The sequence below is a fragment of the Sphingopyxis sp. genome, from assembly GCF_050916055.1.
Lineage (GTDB): Bacteria > Pseudomonadota > Alphaproteobacteria > Sphingomonadales > Sphingomonadaceae > Sphingopyxis.
Genome location: NZ_CP051527.1, coordinates 3,280,830 through 3,296,738 on the forward strand (window position 1 = coordinate 3,280,830; position 15,909 = coordinate 3,296,738).

At 69.0% G+C, this 15,909-nt stretch carries 14 protein-coding genes; 8 read left to right on the top strand and 6 right to left on the bottom strand.

Features of this window, described 5'->3' with window-relative positions:
* Positions 1-53: 53 nt before the first annotated feature.
* The 5 genes from HEQ22_RS16040 to HEQ22_RS16060 form a co-directional block, all read right to left on the bottom strand.
* Positions 54-1,616: an amino acid permease gene (locus HEQ22_RS16040; protein WP_432768838.1), complete on the bottom strand. Its 1,563-nt coding sequence runs from the start codon at positions 1,614-1,616 to the stop codon at positions 54-56.
* A gap of 108 nt (positions 1,617-1,724) precedes the next feature.
* The gene (gene pbpC / locus HEQ22_RS16045) at positions 1,725-3,869 is read right to left on the bottom strand and encodes a penicillin-binding protein 1C (protein ID WP_432768839.1); all 2,145 of its coding nucleotides are present in this window, start codon (positions 3,867-3,869) and stop codon (positions 1,725-1,727) included.
* 187 nt (positions 3,870-4,056) lie between these two features.
* Complete coding sequence (locus HEQ22_RS16050; RefSeq protein ID WP_432768840.1) at positions 4,057-9,915, bottom strand: alpha-2-macroglobulin family protein; 5,859 nt, start codon at positions 9,913-9,915, stop codon at positions 4,057-4,059.
* A 103-nt stretch (positions 9,916-10,018) separates the two neighbouring features.
* On the bottom strand, positions 10,019-10,396 hold the full coding sequence (locus tag HEQ22_RS16055) for a histidine triad nucleotide-binding protein (RefSeq protein WP_432768841.1): 378 nt from the start codon (positions 10,394-10,396) through the stop codon (positions 10,019-10,021).
* 9 nt (positions 10,397-10,405) lie between these two features.
* Complete coding sequence (locus HEQ22_RS16060; RefSeq protein WP_432770896.1) at positions 10,406-10,726, bottom strand: phosphoribosyl-ATP diphosphatase; 321 nt, start codon at positions 10,724-10,726, stop codon at positions 10,406-10,408.
* A 130-nt stretch (positions 10,727-10,856) separates the two neighbouring features.
* On the opposite strand from HEQ22_RS16060, the gene ung reads away from it, so the two are divergent.
* The 7 genes from ung to HEQ22_RS16095 all read left to right on the top strand — a co-directional run bounded on the left by ung (position 10,857) and on the right by HEQ22_RS16095 (position 14,464).
* Complete coding sequence (gene ung / locus HEQ22_RS16065; protein WP_432768842.1) at positions 10,857-11,588, top strand: uracil-DNA glycosylase; 732 nt, start codon at positions 10,857-10,859, stop codon at positions 11,586-11,588.
* Positions 11,585-12,343 carry a sulfite exporter TauE/SafE family protein gene (locus HEQ22_RS16070; protein WP_432768843.1) on the top strand — a complete coding sequence of 253 codons (759 nt, stop codon included), beginning with the start codon at positions 11,585-11,587 and terminating at the stop codon, positions 12,341-12,343. The genes ung and HEQ22_RS16070 overlap by 4 nt, the downstream gene beginning before the upstream one ends.
* Positions 12,344-12,421: 78 nt before the next feature.
* Positions 12,422-12,553 (top strand): hypothetical protein, encoded by a 132-nt coding sequence (locus HEQ22_RS16075; RefSeq protein ID WP_262407904.1) that lies wholly within the window; start codon positions 12,422-12,424, stop codon positions 12,551-12,553.
* Positions 12,554-12,575: 22 nt separating this feature from the next.
* Positions 12,576-12,857, top strand: coding sequence for a DUF427 domain-containing protein (locus HEQ22_RS16080; protein ID WP_432768844.1), 282 nt, complete (start codon positions 12,576-12,578; stop codon positions 12,855-12,857).
* A gap of 9 nt (positions 12,858-12,866) precedes the next feature.
* Entirely contained in the window at positions 12,867-13,328 is a 462-nt protein-coding gene (locus HEQ22_RS16085; protein ID WP_432768845.1) for a YaiI/YqxD family protein, read from the top strand.
* 301 nt (positions 13,329-13,629) lie between these two features.
* Positions 13,630-13,962: an Mpo1-like protein gene (locus tag HEQ22_RS16090; protein ID WP_432768846.1), complete on the top strand. Its 333-nt coding sequence runs from the start codon at positions 13,630-13,632 to the stop codon at positions 13,960-13,962.
* A 64-nt stretch (positions 13,963-14,026) separates the two neighbouring features.
* Positions 14,027-14,464: an OsmC family protein gene (locus HEQ22_RS16095; RefSeq protein ID WP_432768847.1), complete on the top strand. Its 438-nt coding sequence runs from the start codon at positions 14,027-14,029 to the stop codon at positions 14,462-14,464.
* A 27-nt stretch (positions 14,465-14,491) separates the two neighbouring features.
* Here HEQ22_RS16095 and HEQ22_RS16100 read toward each other — a convergent pair whose 3' ends face one another.
* On the bottom strand, positions 14,492-14,941 hold the full coding sequence (locus HEQ22_RS16100; RefSeq protein ID WP_432768848.1) for a glycine zipper 2TM domain-containing protein: 450 nt from the start codon (positions 14,939-14,941) through the stop codon (positions 14,492-14,494).
* 188 nt (positions 14,942-15,129) lie between these two features.
* Between HEQ22_RS16100 and HEQ22_RS16105 the strand changes: the two genes are divergently transcribed.
* A complete protein-coding gene (locus HEQ22_RS16105; protein WP_432768849.1) occupies positions 15,130-15,906 on the top strand; it encodes a hypothetical protein in 777 nt (258 codons plus the stop codon).
* Positions 15,907-15,909: the final 3 nt, after the last annotated feature.

The following is a 15,909-nucleotide window of genomic DNA, read 5'->3' on the forward strand; positions in this document are numbered from 1 at the left end:
ACCGCCGCGGCCCGGGGCCGCGACGGTCTTTGCGTCATCGTGTCTGCCAAGTCCTAGTCGTGGATCGGGCTCGACGGGTCCAGATCATCCTCGTGCACCTCGACAATGCCCCTGCCCAGATGGCTACGGCTGCGGCTGTAGAGGAAGTAGATCACCAGGCCGATTACGCCCCAGACGGGCAGGACGATCATGGCCTCGAACGGCAGGTTGAGGAACAGGAAGATCGTTCCGGCGATCGTCAGCGGGCCGATCAGCCACAGCGCCGGCGTTTTGAATGCGCGCGGCGTATTGGGGGCGGTCTTGCGCAGGATCATCACCGCGATGGCGACCATCATGAACGCATAGAGGGTCCCGGCATTGGCGATGTCGGCCAGCTTGCCGACCGGCAGGAACGCCGCCGCGAAAGCGACGACGATGCCGGTGATCGCGGTGATGACGTGCGGCGTCTTCCACTTGGGATGCACCTTGCTCCACGATTCGGGGAGCAGCCCGTCGCGGCTCATCACGAAGGCGACGCGGGTCTGGCCGAACAGCAGGATCAGGATGACCGACGGCAGCGCGACGAAGGCCGCGATGCCGAGCATGTTGCCGACCCCCGACCAGCCGATCTGGCGCAGCACATGCGCCAACGCTTCGTTCGAACAGACGAGCGGCAGCGCGTCGGCCGCATAAGTGGCGCACTGGCGCGCCAGTTCTTCCGACCCGGCCGGGAAGGGCACGCCGTTCGGCCCCATGATCGGCTGGCCGCCGACGGTGCCGACGGCGCCTGCGGCGACGAGGATGTAGAAGACGGTGCAGAACAGCAGCGAACCGATCAGCCCGATCGGCACGTTGCGCTGCGGATTCTTGGTTTCTTCGGCAGCGGTCGAGACCGCGTCGAAGCCCACATAAGCGAAGAAGATCGTCGCTGCGGCGCCGACCGCGCCAAGGCCCGAGCCAAAGCCGCCGAAGACTCCGGCGGGCAGGAAGGGGTTGAACTTGTCGGTCGAGAAAGCCTCGCTGGGCAGCGTCAGGGCGATGAATGCGGTCAGCGCGGTGACCTTGATCGCGACCAGCACCGCATTGACGCGCGCGCTTTCGGTGGTGCCAATCATCAGCAGCCAGGTGATGAGCAATGCGATGAACACCGCTGGTAGATTGATGACACCCCCCTCGATACCGCCGAGGGCCAGTGGCGCGCCCGCAAGCGCAGCGGGGAACTGAAAGCCGAAAAACTCCATCAAAAGACCGTTGAGATAGCCCGACCACCCGACCGATACCGCAGACGCGGCGACCGCATATTCGAGGACGAGCGCCCAGCCGACGGTCCAGGCGAGCACCTCGCCCATCGTCGCATAGGTGTATGTGTAGGCGGACCCGGCGACGGGGATCATCGCGGCGATTTCGGCGTAGCAGAGCGCGGCGACGATGCAGATCAGCCCGGCGATCGCGAACGCCAGCATCAGGCCGGGACCGGCCTTTTGCGCGCCCGCCGCGGTCAGCACGAAAATGCCTGTTCCGATGACGCAACCGATGCCGAACAGCGTCAGCTGAAAGGCGCCCAGGGTGCGGTGCAGCGACTTTTTCTGGGCGGTCGCCAGAATGGCATCCAACGGTTTTACCCGGTTAAATATCATAGATTATCCCCTTGCCGGGCGCGCCTGGACCGGCGCCCGTGTCCTGACCGGGCAGACTAGCCGCTCCGCCCGGCAGCGCAACTTAATTTCGCGGGAATCCGCCGCATCTCATCGCACCGTGAAGCGGACGCGATCGATCGTGCGGCCGCCGGGATCGACGAGCAGCAAGATGTGGCTGCCGGGGCGCGGCAACAGCTGTAATCCGGCATCCGCATCGCCCGCAGGCTTGCGGTCGAGGACCAGGCGATGGCCGGCGACGTCGCCGCTGACCGCGACGCCCAGCCGCTGGCGGTCGATCGGAATATCGGGGTCGAGCGCATAGACGCTGCCGCTGACCGGGCTGGTGATCCGCGGGCGGCGCGCCAGCGCGGGGGCGGCGGCCATTTCGGCCTGCGCGGTGCCGGTGAGGAAATATTCGCGGCGCGGCGGCTCGCGGGTGCCGGGCAGGGCGATCTGGCGCGCCTCGACCCCGGCGGGCATTGCGGGCGGCTTGCCCGGACGGCCCGCATGGAGCGCCAGCATGACGTCGCGCCAGACGGGTGCGGCGCCCGAGGTGCCCGAGACGGCACGCATCGAATCGCCCTCGAGATTGCCGACCCAGACGGCGACGGTGAAGCGGTCGGTGAAGCCGATGCACCAATTGTCGCGCATCCCCTTCGACGTGCCCGTCTTCGCCGCCGCCCAGAAGGGGAGGCGCAGCGCGCTGTCGGCGCCGAAGGCGTCGGCGCGGGCGGAGGCGTCGGCGAGGATGTCGCCGACGATGAAGGCGGCGGCGGGGGCGACGACCTGGTGCGGAACTGCTCGATCATCGCGCATATCGCGGAAATGAACCGGCGACCATTTGCCCATATTCGCCAATGTTCTGAAGGCGTTGGCTTGTTCGACCAGTGACACTTCGGCCGAGCCCAGCGCGAGTGAAAATCCGTAATATTCGCCGTCCTCGACCAGGCCGTGATAGCCGAGCGCCCAGAGGCGGTCGCGGAATTGCTGGACGTCGTCGATGACGAGCGCGCGCACCGCGGGGACGTTGAGCGACGCGGCGAGCGCGTGGCGGACGCTGACCGGTCCCTTGAAACTATGGTCGTAATTCTTGGGGACATAGAGGCCCGAAGCGGTGTCGAGCTGGACCGGGCTGTCGTCGAGGATCGAGGCGGCGGTGAGCCAGCCATGTTCGATCACCTGCGCGTAGAGATGCGGCTTCAGCGTCGACCCCGCCTGCCGCCGCGCATTGGCGCCATCGACTTGCGATGCGGTCGATTTCAGCCCGACGCCGCCGACATAGGCGAGGACGTCGCCGGTCGCATTGTCGAGCACGACGACCGCGCCGTCGCGGACGCGGTCCGACCCCAGCCCCGACAGCTGGCGGCGCAGCGCGACGATCGCAGCGGTCTGGATACGGCGGTCGATCGTGGTGGTGACGCGCTTGCCGGGCTTGTCGAGCAGGCGGACGGCGAGGTGCGGCGCGAGCGCGGGATCGACGCGCGCGGCATGTTCGCCCGACACGAGCGTCGCGGCGGCGGCGCGGATCGCGGTGCAGTCGGGCGTCCGGGCGATGCGGCAGGCGCGCGTGGCGAGCGTGTCGGCGCCCGCGGCGGGATTGGGGAGGAGGCCCGCGAAGAGCGCGGCGTCGGTGCGCGTCATGTCGGCGGGACGCTTGCCGAACAGCGCGCGCGCGCCGGCGCCGATCCCTTGCGCCTCGCCGCGCAAGGGCACGAGGTTGAAATAGGCCTCGAGCATCTGCGCGTGCGTCCAGTCGGCGGCGAGCGCCTGCGCGGCGCGCATCTGGCGCAGCTTGGCGCGCCAGTCGCGCTGGCCGGGCTGCGCGAGGCCAGGGTCGAGGAAGGCGGCGAGCTGCATCGCCAGCGTCGAGGCGCCGCGCGAGCGGTCGCCGGTCCGCCCGGCGGTCAGCCGCGCGCGCGCCGCGCTGGCGACCGCGAGCCAGTCGACCCCGCCGTGCGACCAGAAGCGCCGGTCCTCGGCCTGGACGACGGCGCTGCGCACCGCCGGGCTGATGGCGTCCAGCGGCACCCAGGCGAGGCGGCGGCGCTCGAAATCGACGCGCTCGCTGTCGAGCAAGCGGCCGTCGCGGTCGTAGAGCCACGCTTCGCTGGGTTTCCAGTCGGCGCGGACGGCGGCGTAGGCGGGCATGGCGGGCGGTCGGGTGAGGAGATGCGCGATGGTGACGAGGATGAGCAGGGCGAGGGCGAGCCAGGCGAGCGCGTGGGGCCAGCGGGGGTGGCGGGGTATTTCCATCCTTTGGTCGGGCTGCGGATTGATGCTCGTCACTCGCTTAAGCCCCTCCCCTTCAGGGGAGGGGTTGGGGTGGGGTCTGTCGAGGTTGCGCAAGGCCGAGAGACCCCACCCCGCTCGACTAAAGGCCCGGCTGACGCCGAACCAAGTCTCGCTGCCCCTCCCCTGAAGGGGAGGGGTTAGACGGTTATCACTGCCCGACGCTCGCCACCGTCAGCGGGGCGTTCGGCCATTGGCCGCGGATCGCGGGCGAGTACATTGCCTCGACCCGCGTCGGCGGCAGGGTGAAGCGGCCCGAGCCATTGAGGCGCACGACATATTCGACCGCGTGGGTGCCCGCGGGCATCCAGCCGAAATAGCCGCGCCAGCTGTCCTTGCCGCGCTCGACATAGCTTGGCTGCGCGCCCGACCCGCCCGCCTGTTCGGCGAGCATCGCCGACTGGCCGCCGAGGTTGCCGACGATCGTCGCGCCGGGCGCGATCGGATCGTTGACGACGACCCAGGTCCGGCCCGCCGCGGCGACGACCTCGATGCGGATCTTGATCACGTCGCCGCGGGTCAGCCGCTCCTTGTTCGCCGCCTTGACGATGCTCATCGTCCGCTTGATCCGGTACCCGGCGTTGAGCGGTTCCTTCAGCGGCACCGCCGCCTTGACGCTGACGGTGGCCCACGGCGCGCCGCTGCCGTCGTGCTTCAGGCTCATCGTCGCCGCATTGAGCGCGACGCGAAGCGGCGAGGGCGCCTCGGCGGGGAGCGGCCAGCTTTGCGCGGCGGTTTCGCCGGCCAAGCCGATGGTGGTGACGCCGGTGATCGCGCTCGCGGGATAGAGGGCGGCGAAGCGTCGGACGGTGACCGCGCCCCACGCATTGGCGGGGGTCGTGTCCCAATGGCCGCGGCGCTGGCGCTGGGCGACGCCGACCATCAGCCTGCCCGCGTCATCCTCCCACCCCTTGCGGCCGAGCACCGCGTCGAGCGCCTTGATCGCCATCTCGTCGCCGCTGGTCATCATCCACCACGGCGCGCGCGCGTCGTCGACGAGGTCGAGGCGGGTGCCTTCGTAGACGAGCCGCTTGCGCAGCTCGGCCTCGGCCGCGGTGCGCAGCGCGGGGGCGTTCCGCACCCCCGGCGTGCGTTCGATCGCGACGAGCCAGTCGGCGAGCGTCCCGGTCGTCATGTCGGCGGGGGCGACGTCGATCGCCGCGACCAGGCTGGCGCTCGACGCATTGTTGCGCGCCAAGGCCGCAAGCGCGGCGATGCGCACCGGCCGGATGTCGTACGGGCCATAGCCCTTGCGCGTCAGCCGCCCGTCGACGACCGCCTGCAGCGCCTTGACCATCTTCGCCTTCGACGCCTCGGGGATCGCATAACCGTTGGCGGCGGTGATCGCGAGGACATAGGCGGTGAGCTCGATCGACCCTTCGATCCGCTCGCTGGGCCAGTAGCGGAGCAGGCCGTCGTCATCGAGATAGGTCGGCATCGCGCCGGCGAGCGCCTGCCAGCGCCCGATATCGCCGAGCGCGATCGCGCGCGACGTCGACTGTTCGAAGCACGCATAGGGGTAGATCGCCATATAATCGCGCACCCCCACCAAAGGCGGCGCGAGCGTTCCGGCAAGCGCGACGTCGACATAGCCGCCGGGCAAGGCGCCGGCGGGGATGGCGATCGGCAGCGTGGTCGCGGGGCCGACGCGGAACAGGCTGGCGGCCCAGGTTTCGACCGGCACCGCGGGTTCGACCTGCTGCGCGAAGACCAGCCGGTCGCGCGCCTTGCCGTCTTTCGTCGCCGCCTCGATCGTCCATTCGATCGGTCCGGTCCGATCGGGTGCGGTCATGCCCCAACTGATCGGCACCGCGCCCCCCGCCGGGATGGTGACGGTGAGCGGCGGCGCGGTCGCGACCGCGGGCGACAGGCTGGCGTTCGCGGTCACCGTCATTTCGCGGTCGGTGCCGTTGCGCAGCGTGAAGCGCGCGTCGTAACGGTCGCCGGTGCGGACGAGTTCGGGCAGCCCGGCAAAGACGCCGAGATCCTGCACGGTGCGCACGCTCGTCTCGCCGGTGCCGAAATATTGCGACCCGTCGGTCGCGATCGCGACGAGGCGGAAGGCGGAGAGATTGTCGGACAGCGGCACCTCGACGGTGGCGCGCCCCCTGGCGTCGAGCGCGACATTGCCCTGCCATAGCAAAACGGGGCGGAAATCCTCGCGCGTCAGCCCCGACAGGTCGCCGCCGCCGCCGCCGCCGGGTTCGAGCGCCTTGCGGCCATAATGCCGTTTGCCGACGACCTGCATCTGCGCGGTCGAGGTGAGCACGTCGAGCGTGCGCTGCCCCATCATCGCATCGATCAGCTGCCAGCTTTCGTTGGGGGCGAGCTGGAGCAGCGCCTCGTCGACCGCAACGAAGGTGACGTCGGCGTTCTTCGGCGCCTTGCCGCCGGGGGTCTTGACCTCGATGCTCGCCTTCGCGGTTTCGCGGACGGCATATTTTTCCTTGTCGGCCTTCACCTTGACGCCAAGCTGGTGGCCTTCCCAGCCGACCTTGATGCGTGCGATGCCGATGCGATAGCTCGGCTTGGCGAGGTCGACCAAGGCGGTCGGGGGTGCGCCCTCGCTATTTTCGACCTGGAAACCGACCGCGCGCTTCATCTTGCGGAACCAGCTTTCCTGCCCGGTGACGCGCCCGCGCACCGCCATGACCGAGACATAGACGTCGGGGGCGTAGGTCGCGGGCAGCTTGACCTTCACCACCGGGTCGGTGCCTTTCAGCGGGACGACGAAGCTGGACAGCACGCCCTCGCGCTCGACGGTGACCAGCGCGGTCGCCTCGCGGAACGGCATCCGCACCTGGAAGCGCGCGGTGTCGCCCGCGGCATAGCGCGGCGCTTCGGCGATGACGTCCATGCGGTCGCCATTGTCGCCGCCGAACCACCATTCGTCATCGCCGGCGAGCCAGACCGAGCGCACCGCGCGTGCCTGGTTGCCGTCGGCGTCTTCGGTCGTCGCGACGACGGTGACCTCGCCCGACACGCCCGGCGCCATCGCGCAGCGCGCGCGGCCAAGCCCGTCGGTCGTCGCGCTGCACGTCGCGGCGAGCCGCGTCGTGCGCATCTGGTTGTCGTAAGCGTAAAAGCCGCCGATCAGGCGGCGCCGCGCGGTGATGATCTCGCGGTTGTAGAGCGCGACCGACACCCGCTGGCCGCGGATCGGCTTGCCATTGAGGTCGAGCGCGATGAAATTGAGCTTGAGGTCGTTGTCGCGCATCAGCCAGCCGTCGGTCTTGAGCCCGAGGCGCACGGCGGATGGATAGAGGGTGATGCGGCGGCTCGACGTCAGCGTTTCGCCGTTGGCGTCGGCATAATCCATCTCGGCGGTCATCACCGTCGGCTCGGTGATCGGCTGGTCGACCGTGATGCTCGTCGTCGCGGCGCCATTGGCGCCGAGCGTCAGCGGCACCGAGCGCGCGAGCGGCATCTCGGCCGCCGGTTCGTCGCCGCTGTCGTCGAGCTTGACGACGCCTTCTTTCACCGGCTGGCCGTCGAAGTCCCAGTCGCGATAATCTTCGGGCGGCGACCAGCTTGGCCGGAAATTGGTGCGCAGCTCGACCGGCAGCCCCGGTGCCGGGCCGCCCGACAGGTACCCTACGAACAGCGCCAGCGGCACCGCGGCGGGGCGCACCGGCGCCTCTTTCGGCCCGGTGACCGTCGCCTTCATCGTCGGCAGGCGATATTCATCGACGCGCACCGACTGGTCGGACCAGATCGTCTTGTCCTCGCCTTTTTTGTCGCCATCCATCTTGCCCGGGACGACGAACACCAGGTCGTAATCGCCCATCGGCGCGCTCGCGGGGACGTTCCACACCGTCTCGCCGCTGCCGGTCGCGGCAATCGCAAAGGGCATTTCGAATTCGGTGTCCGACCCGCGGTGGACGAGGCGCAGCTTGCCGGCGAGCGGTTCGGGGGTGCGGAAACCGGCGCCGATCGGCCGGCGCAGGATATGTTTCATATGGACCGTCTCGCCCGCCTTCACGAGCGCGCGGTCGAACAGGGTGTGGAGGATATCCTCGCGCTCCGACCAGCCATAGGGGAGGTCGAAGTCATAGGGACGGATGCCGTTGCCCCAGTCGGTGAGGGTGAAGCTGAAATCGCCGCCGGCGCGCGCGGTGACGATCAGCGCGTGGCCCTCGCTGTTCGCGGGATCGGCGTCGTCCGGGCAATTCGAATAGGTTTCGGGCTGGGGCAGGCCGCTGGGGAAGGCGAGGCGCCCCGCCTTGTCGGCGGTGCCGCGCGCGAGCAGGCGCCCGGTGCAGCTGTCCGAGACGCGGATTTCGGCGCCCGCGACGGGCAGCCCGGTGTCGAGCGCGGTTACCCAGGCGAGCGAGGCTTCGCGGCCCCATTTGAAATGCACCGCCATGTTGGTAACGAGCGCCGCGGCCGAGACATAGCGCGTCGCCTGGCGCCCGAGCAGCGCCGCGCCGAGTTCGGGGCTGGCGATCTCGACGACGTGGAAACCCTTGTCGGACAGCGGGATGCCGACGACCTCGAACGCCTTGCCGCCGCCGGGCGGCACGAGTTGCAGATCGCGGCGCTCGCCCCCCGCCGGCGCATCGGCGAACACCGATTTCGTGCCGGTGTAATTGACCGTGACGTCCTTGCCGGCGGCGTCCTTTTCCTCGCGATAATCGGTGTCGTCGGCGTCGTCGACGCGGCGCAGCCAGCGCGCGATCGCGGCATCGTCGCCCTCGACGCGCAGCGCGGTGGCGGGCAATTTGAGGTTCGCCTGCACCATCGACGCCTCGACCCCGCGCACGGTGACCGGAAGCACGCCTCCCTCGGTTGCTTCCAATATGCCGAAGCTCGCGGCGAATTTGACCAGCGGCGGGGCGCTGTCGATGTGGAATTTCAGCGGGAAGTTCGACTGGTTCTGCAGGGCGCGGCCGCTCTGGTCGGCGACGTCGGCGGGCAGGGTCAGCGTCGCATCGACATTCTGCGGCAGCGGCCCGGCGAAGCGGACGCTGGTCAGATACGGATCGTTCTTGTCGTCGTCGTCGACCCGGGGCGACAGCCGCGTGCCGTCGGAGGTGGAGAGCGTCGCGGCGAGCGCCGTGTCCCGCGCCACCGGCGACGCGAAGCTAAGCACGACGTCCTTGACCGGGTTGCAGCCCGCCTGCGGGTTGACGCGGCTGCACGCCATCTTGGCGGTGAAAGCGGGGCGGACGTCATAGTCGAAGCGCTGGTCGCGGCCCGCGGTGCGGCCGGCGACGCCCGCCTGGGCAATGCGCGCGTCCCAGACGAGCGCCATGTCGCGGCCGGGGGGCAGCGGGCGGCGGCACTTCACCGGGACGATGCGGTCGAGCGCCGCCTCGCGATCGGCGCCCGCGGCGGGGAAGCGCTGCGGCAGGCCGGCGTCGTAGGTGAAGGACTGGCGCGACCAGTTGTTGTCGCCGAGCCCGGTCAGGATCTGCGTCGCGGTTTCGCGCGGCAGGACGTCGAGCGGGATCTTCTCGCCGATCCCGTCGACCGCGCAATAGCCATAGCGGCCGACCGAGGCGCGGTCGGCGGCGACGTTGGTCGCGACGAGGAAGATCTGGTCCTCCTCGATCCCGTCATAGGTGCCGCCGGCGAGCACCGCGCGCGCCGACGGGCCGCCGGTGTCGAGCGCGAAGCGGTCGTTGCCGACGACCGAAACGCCGCGCGCGGTCGCGAGGTTGGGGCGCAGTTCGACGAAGCAGCGCAGCCCGCCGGGCAGCGGCTTTTCAAACTCGAGCACCCAGGTGCGGGTGTCGACCCAGCGCCCGTCCGCGGGCAGCTTGCAATCCTGCGTCGCGGGCGCCGGGGCGCGCGGATCGCCGAGCGGCACCATGTCTTCGGAAAAGCGCAGCGTGAAGCGGCTGATCGTGCCGTCGCCGGCGCTGCTGCTGCCGGGGGTGGCGAGGGTGACCTGCGGCACGGTGTCGGCGGCGGCGGTCGCCGCCATCGCCAGCGTGAGCGGGACGATCAGTGCCAGCTTGATGCGGCCGGTCAGCCGCGCCGCGGCGTTGCGCCATGCCGTTTTCATCGCTCTATCTCCCCGCTCCGCCCGCCGGGCTATCCTGCTGGAAAGCGAGGCAGGTGTCCAGCCGTCGCGGCGCGTCGCATCCGCTTAATATGATGCCGGCTTTTTACCGCGCCAGCATCGGGCCGAGCGGGTGTCCGGCGAAGATATGGGCGTGGAGGTGGGGGATTTCCTGGTGGCCGTCGACGCCGATATTGGCGAGCAGACGGTAGCCGGGGGCGACTAGGCCGTGGTCGCGTGCGACCTGGCCCACCGCGCGGACGAAGCCCGCAATCTCGGCGTCGCTCGCGCGCGCCGAAAAATCGTCCCAGCTGACATAGGCGCCCTTGGGGATCACCAGGATGTGCAGCGGCGCTTGCGGGTTGATGTCGTGGAACGCGAGCGCGAATTCATCCTCATACACGGTCTTTGCCGGCAGCTCGCCGCGCAGGATGCGCGCGAAGATGTTGCTGTCGTTGTAGGGCTGGGTGGCGTCGATCGGCATGGAAAGCTCCTAGGAAGGGCGGGCGGCCTTTTCGGCGTGGCCCGAGGTGCCGTGGCGCCGCGCGAGTTCGGCGGCGACGGCATCCCAGCCGATGCCGCGCTCGGCGAGCAGCACGGTCAAGTGGAAGACCAGGTCGGCGGCTTCGCCGGTCAGCGCCGCGTCGTCCCCGGTCAGCGCGGCGATGACGGTTTCGACCGCTTCCTCGCCCAGTTTCTGCGCGATCTTGCCGCGCCCTTTCGCGGCGAGGCTCGCGACATAGGAGGCGTCGGCGTCGGCGGCGGACAGCCGCTCGGTCACCACCGTTTCGAGCTGGGTGAGCGCGCTGCCGATATCCTGTGCCATTGCTTCACCCTTTTTTCCGCTCAGCGCGAGCGGAGATAAAACCGCCCGATAGTGCAAGGCGCACTAGCCGCCGACAAGCCGCTGGACAAGGGCGGGCGGCTGCGGCCAAAGGGCGCGCATGGCCGAGGTCACACTCCATCCCGACTGGCTCGCGACGATCGGCGGCGAATTCGAACAGCCCTATATGGCGGCGCTGAAGCGCTTCCTGGCCGATGAGCGCGCGCAGGGAAAGACGATCTACCCGCGCCCGCGCGACTGGTTCGCGGCGCTCGACGCGACCGCGCCCGCCGACGTGCGCGTCGTGATCCTGGGGCAGGATCCGTATCATGGCCCGGGACAGGCGCACGGGCTGTGCTTTTCGGTCCAGCCGGGGGTGCGCACCCCGCCGAGCCTCGTCAACATCTTCAAGGAGCTGGAGAGCGACCTCGGCATCGCGCGCGCGCGGCACGGTCACCTCAAGAGCTGGGCCGACCAGGGGGTGCTGCTGCTCAACACCTGCCTGACCGTCGAAGCGGGGCAGGCGGCATCGCATCAGGGCAAGGGGTGGGAGAAATTCACCGACGCCGCGATCGCCGCGGTCGCCGCCGATCCGGCGCCGAAGGTCTTCATCCTGTGGGGCAGCCACGCGCAGAAGAAGGCGGCGAATGTCGCGGGCCTGAAAGAGGGCGGCATGGGCGCGGGCAGCCCGCATCTGATCATGCGCGCGCCGCACCCCTCGCCGCTGTCGGCGCACAACGGCTTTTTCGGATCGCGGCCGTTCAGTCAGGCGAATGATTTCCTGCTCGCGCACGGGCGCGGCGCGATCGACTGGCGGCTGCCCGACGTGCCGCCTGACGCGCCCACCGCATGAGCCTGCTGGCCGACCCGGTGACGCTGGCGGTGCTGATCGCCGCGGTGGTATTGCTCGGCATGGCGAAGGGCGGGCTGGCCGGGGTCGGCGCGCTGGCGACGCCGCTTGCGGCACTGGTGCTGCCGCCGGCGACCGCCGCGGCGCTGCTGTTGCCGATCCTGATCGTGCAGGACGTGATCAGCGTCTGGGCGTTCCGCAAGACGTGGGACGGCTGGATCATCGCCTGGATGCTGCCCGGCGCCGCGGTCGGCATCGCCGCGGGCTATTATTATGCCGAGCGGGTGAACGAGGCGCAGCTGATGGCGGCGCTCGGCGCGATCACCTTGGCGTTCGGCGCCTATCGGCTGTGGATCGAGCGCGGCGGGCGGGTTGTTGCGGCCTCGACCTCACCGGGCTGGGTCGGCACGATCTTCGGCGGTGTGATGGGGCTGACCAGCCAGATCGCGCACGCCGGCGGCCCGCCGTTCCAGATGTGGGTGACGCCGCGCAAGCTGCCGCATTTGACCTTCATCGGCACCAGCGCGATCCTGTTCGCCATCGTCAACTGGATGAAGGTGCCGGCCTATCTGGCGCTCGGCGCCTTCCCGCACGAGGTCGTCGTCGCGGCGCTGCTGCTGATGCCGCTCGCGGTCGCCGCGACGCTGCTGACGGTGCGCTGGCTGAAGCGGATGCGGCCCGAGCGCTTCTATGTTCTCATCTATCTGCTGATGATCGCGCTCGGCGCCAAATTGCTGTGGGACGGGCTGGCGGGATAAGGGGCGACGCGGGGCGGCAAAGCGCGTAGGCTGCCCGCGGCGGACACAGGCGTTCGCCGCCCTTTCAAGGTATTGCCCATGGCCAAGAGCCAGAAGAAATCGAGCCGCGAAACCCGCAAGCCCAAGGCGGAAAAGCCGAAGAAACCCAATGCCAGCAATCCGTCGACCAAGACCGGGGTCGTGGCCGGGCTCGACAATATGAAGAAATAAGCGCGAACGACAGGAGGCGATCATGGTGCAGGCAAAATGGAACGGCGCGGTGATCGCCGACAGCGACGATACCGTCGTCGTCGAGGGCAATCATTATTTCCCGCGCGCCGCGGTCGACGCGGGCTTGCTGTCGGACAGCGCGACGACCAGCCTGTGTCCGTGGAAGGGCACCGCACATTATCATCACGTCACCGTCGGCGACCAAGTGAACCGGGATGCCGCCTGGTATTATCCCGATCCCAAGGACGCGGCGGCCGAAATCAGGGATCGCATCGCCTTCTGGAAGGGCGTCGAGGTCGGCTGACGCCTTTCCATGTCCGCTGCTATCCAGATCCTCGTCGATGCCGACGCCTGTCCGGTGAAGGACGAGATTTACCGCGTCGCGTGGCGGCACGCGGTGGCGGTGAAGGTCGTCAGCAACAGCCGGCTGCGCGTGCCCGAGCATGAATTGATCGAACGGATCGTGGTGTCGGATGGATTCGACGCCGCCGACGACTGGATCGCCGCGGCGGCACATGCGCAGAGCATCGTCATCACCGCCGACATATTGCTCGCCGACCGCGCGCTGAAGGCCGGGGCGAGCGTGCTTGGCCCCAACGGCAAGCCCTTCACCATGGCCTCGATCGGCCCGGCGATCGCGACGCGCGCGATCATGGCCGACCTGCGCGCCGGCGGCGACCAGATCGGCGGCCCGCCGCCCTTTTCGAAAGCCGATCGCTCGCAATTCCTGCAGGCGCTCGACGCCGCGCTGGTGCGGCTGAAGCGCCAAGGGTAGCATGTGAAGCCTGGCGTGCGGTCGGTTGCCACCCGTTGCGGACGTTGACCGGTCCTCCTCCGCAGGGGGAGGGGGAGCGAGCGGGATAAATTAACGCGCGGGGCGCGTTGCTTCCCGCGAGGCCGCAGGGTGGTGGCGGGGTACAGGAGATCATGCGCCGCGCTCGACACCACGTACCCCTCCACCATGCTTCGCATGGTCCCCCTCCCCGTGCCGGGGAGGATCGCTTCGGCCGCTTCGCACTCCATAATGGGCGCCGCCCCCGCTTGACGCTTTGGCGAAACCGACGCATCTTCGCGGCATGCCCCGGCTTTATACGAGCTTCGCCGAATTCTGGCCCTTTTATCTGCGCGAGCACAGCAAGGCGTCGACGCGGGCGCTGCATTATGTCGGGACCAGCCTGGTCGTGCTGATTGCGATCGGTGCGGTGCTGGCCGGGCGCTGGGGATGGCTGATCGCGCTGCCGCTGGCGGGCTATTTCTTTGCCTGGGTCGCGCATTTCGGGGTCGAGAAGAACCGTCCGGCGACCTTCACCTATCCGCTGTGGAGCCTCGCTGCCGATTTCAGGATGTGGGCGATGTGGCTGACCGGGCGGCTTGGGCCCGAACTCGACAAGGCCGGGGTCGCGCACTGACGCGAGGCCCGCCCGCTCTATTCCGTTATACGCCGAACTTCATTCCAGCCACAGGAGACACCGCATGACCGTCAACCGCGCATCCGCCCGTTACGAAGGCTTCGGCAAGGAAGGCAAGGGGTCAATCACGACCAAATCGGGGGTGCTCGACCAGCAGCCCTATGGCTTCGGCACGCGGTTCGAAGGGAAGCCGGGGACCAATCCCGAGGAACTGATCGCCGCGGCGCACGCCGCGTGCTTCACCATGGCGCTGTCGTTCGCGCTCGCCCGCGCCGGCCACGCCGGCGGCACGCTGGAAACCAGCGCCGCGGTGACGCTCGACCAGATCGAGGGCGGGTTCGAAATCAGCAAGTCGGCGCTTACGCTGACTGCCAAGGTGCCCGGCATCGACGCCGGTGAATTTGCGGCGATCGCCGCCGAGGCCGAAAAATCCTGCCCGGTGTCGAAGCTGCTCGATTGTGAAATCACCCTCGAACACAGCCTCGACAACCAGGCGGAGTAGTAGGGGCAGGCCGGATAGCGCCGCGGCTTAGCGGCAGCGCACGTCGTTGTTGCCGCCGCGGTCGATCGCGCGGCCGGCGACCGCGCCGCCGATGGCGCCGAGCACCGTGCCGAGCGTCTTCGAATCGCCGGGCGCGATGACGTTGCCGGCGATCCCGCCGACGACGCCGCCGACGATCAACCCGGTCGATCCGTCCGACCGGCGGCAATAATATTTGCCGTCGCGGCCGCGATAGACGCGGTCGTTGTTCGACAGGCGGCGTTCGCGGTAGCGGCGGTCGCTGCGGTAATAATTGTCGGCGTAATAGCCGCCCTGCCGCGGATCGGGGTTGTTGTAATCATAGCGGCCATATTGGTCGTAATAGCCGCGGTCATAATAGCCGTAGCCGCCGTCGTCATAGCCATAGCCGCCGGTCGAAGCGCAGCCGGCGGCGAGCAAAGTCGCGGTGGCGAGGGGGGCAAGGATCAGTTTTTTCATCGGGCTTCACTCCTTCATGGTCCGCCGGGTGTGCCGGGGTGCCGCGCCGGGCTTGGCGAGACATGCGGAGAAGCATTGTGATAAAAAGACCCGCGAGCGCCGATTGGGTTCCGCCGCGCTGGCGCGGGTCGCGGCAATTGCCAGCCCGCTGTTTTTTCGGCACGGTTCGCGGGGAGGGTAGCGGGCATATGGGCGATTCCGATCTGGGGACGAGCTTTGCGCTGGGCGGCGTCGACGCCGGGGCGCCGGACGAGGGCGCCGCCGCGTCGCGGATCGAGTTTCTGTGCGATCCGGCGCTGTGGGGCCGCATTCCGCCGCCCGAGCGGGCGATCCGCTTTGCCCCCGACTGGTTCAAGCGGCTGAACCGCGACATGGGGATGACTTACGAAAACGGGCTGCCCGCGATGACCGCGAAGGCGTGCCTGCCGATGACCGACGCCTTTGCGCTGGGGTTCGTCATCCCGCTGCCCTTCGACGTGCGCATCCTGGTGCCCGAGGATCGCGTGTCGATCCAGTTCGGCTGGGCCGACGACCTGCCCTTCGCGCCGCTCGAGCAGCATCATCCGGCGCAGATCGGTGCGCCGGCGCCGCCGTTCGAGCGCGTGATGCCGCTGAAATTCATCAACCCGTGGCGCATCCGGGTGCCCGCCGGCTACTCGCTGCTCTTCACCCAGCCGCTCAGCCGCCCCGACCTCCCCTTCACCTGCTTTTCGGGGCTGGTCGATTGCGACCGCTTCGACACGACGGTGAACCTGCCCTTCGCGTGGACGGGGGCGAGCGGCGACCATGTGCTGCCCGCCGGCACCCCGATCGCGCAGCTGGTGCCGATCCGCCGCGATACGATGATCCGGCACGACGGCGCACGCGCCGCGACCGCAGACGAACTCGCCGTGCAGGCAGCGGCCAGCGAGCGCAAATATGGCGAAGAATCGACCTATAGGCGCGAGTGGCGGGTCAAGAAATAGGCG

Bases quoted from the DNA above. Each gene is read 5' to 3' on its own strand.
- HEQ22_RS16040 (WP_432768838.1), bottom strand. From the start codon at position 1,616: ATGATATTTAACCGGGTAAAACCGTTGGATGCCATTCTGGCGACCGCC.
- pbpC (WP_432768839.1), bottom strand. From the start codon at position 3,869: ATGGAAATACCCCGCCACCCCCGCTGGCCCCACGCGCTCGCCTGGCTC.
- HEQ22_RS16050 (WP_432768840.1), bottom strand. From the start codon at position 9,915: ATGAAAACGGCATGGCGCAACGCCGCGGCGCGGCTGACCGGCCGCATC.
- HEQ22_RS16055 (WP_432768841.1), bottom strand. From the start codon at position 10,396: ATGCCGATCGACGCCACCCAGCCCTACAACGACAGCAACATCTTCGCG.
- ung (WP_432768842.1), top strand. From the start codon at position 10,857: ATGGCCGAGGTCACACTCCATCCCGACTGGCTCGCGACGATCGGCGGC.
- HEQ22_RS16070 (WP_432768843.1), top strand. From the start codon at position 11,585: ATGAGCCTGCTGGCCGACCCGGTGACGCTGGCGGTGCTGATCGCCGCG.
- HEQ22_RS16075 (WP_262407904.1), top strand. From the start codon at position 12,422: ATGGCCAAGAGCCAGAAGAAATCGAGCCGCGAAACCCGCAAGCCCAAG.
- HEQ22_RS16080 (WP_432768844.1), top strand. From the start codon at position 12,576: ATGGTGCAGGCAAAATGGAACGGCGCGGTGATCGCCGACAGCGACGAT.
- HEQ22_RS16085 (WP_432768845.1), top strand. From the start codon at position 12,867: ATGTCCGCTGCTATCCAGATCCTCGTCGATGCCGACGCCTGTCCGGTG.
- HEQ22_RS16090 (WP_432768846.1), top strand. From the start codon at position 13,630: ATGCCCCGGCTTTATACGAGCTTCGCCGAATTCTGGCCCTTTTATCTG.
- HEQ22_RS16095 (WP_432768847.1), top strand. From the start codon at position 14,027: ATGACCGTCAACCGCGCATCCGCCCGTTACGAAGGCTTCGGCAAGGAA.
- HEQ22_RS16100 (WP_432768848.1), bottom strand. From the start codon at position 14,941: ATGAAAAAACTGATCCTTGCCCCCCTCGCCACCGCGACTTTGCTCGCC.
- HEQ22_RS16105 (WP_432768849.1), top strand. From the start codon at position 15,130: ATGGGCGATTCCGATCTGGGGACGAGCTTTGCGCTGGGCGGCGTCGAC.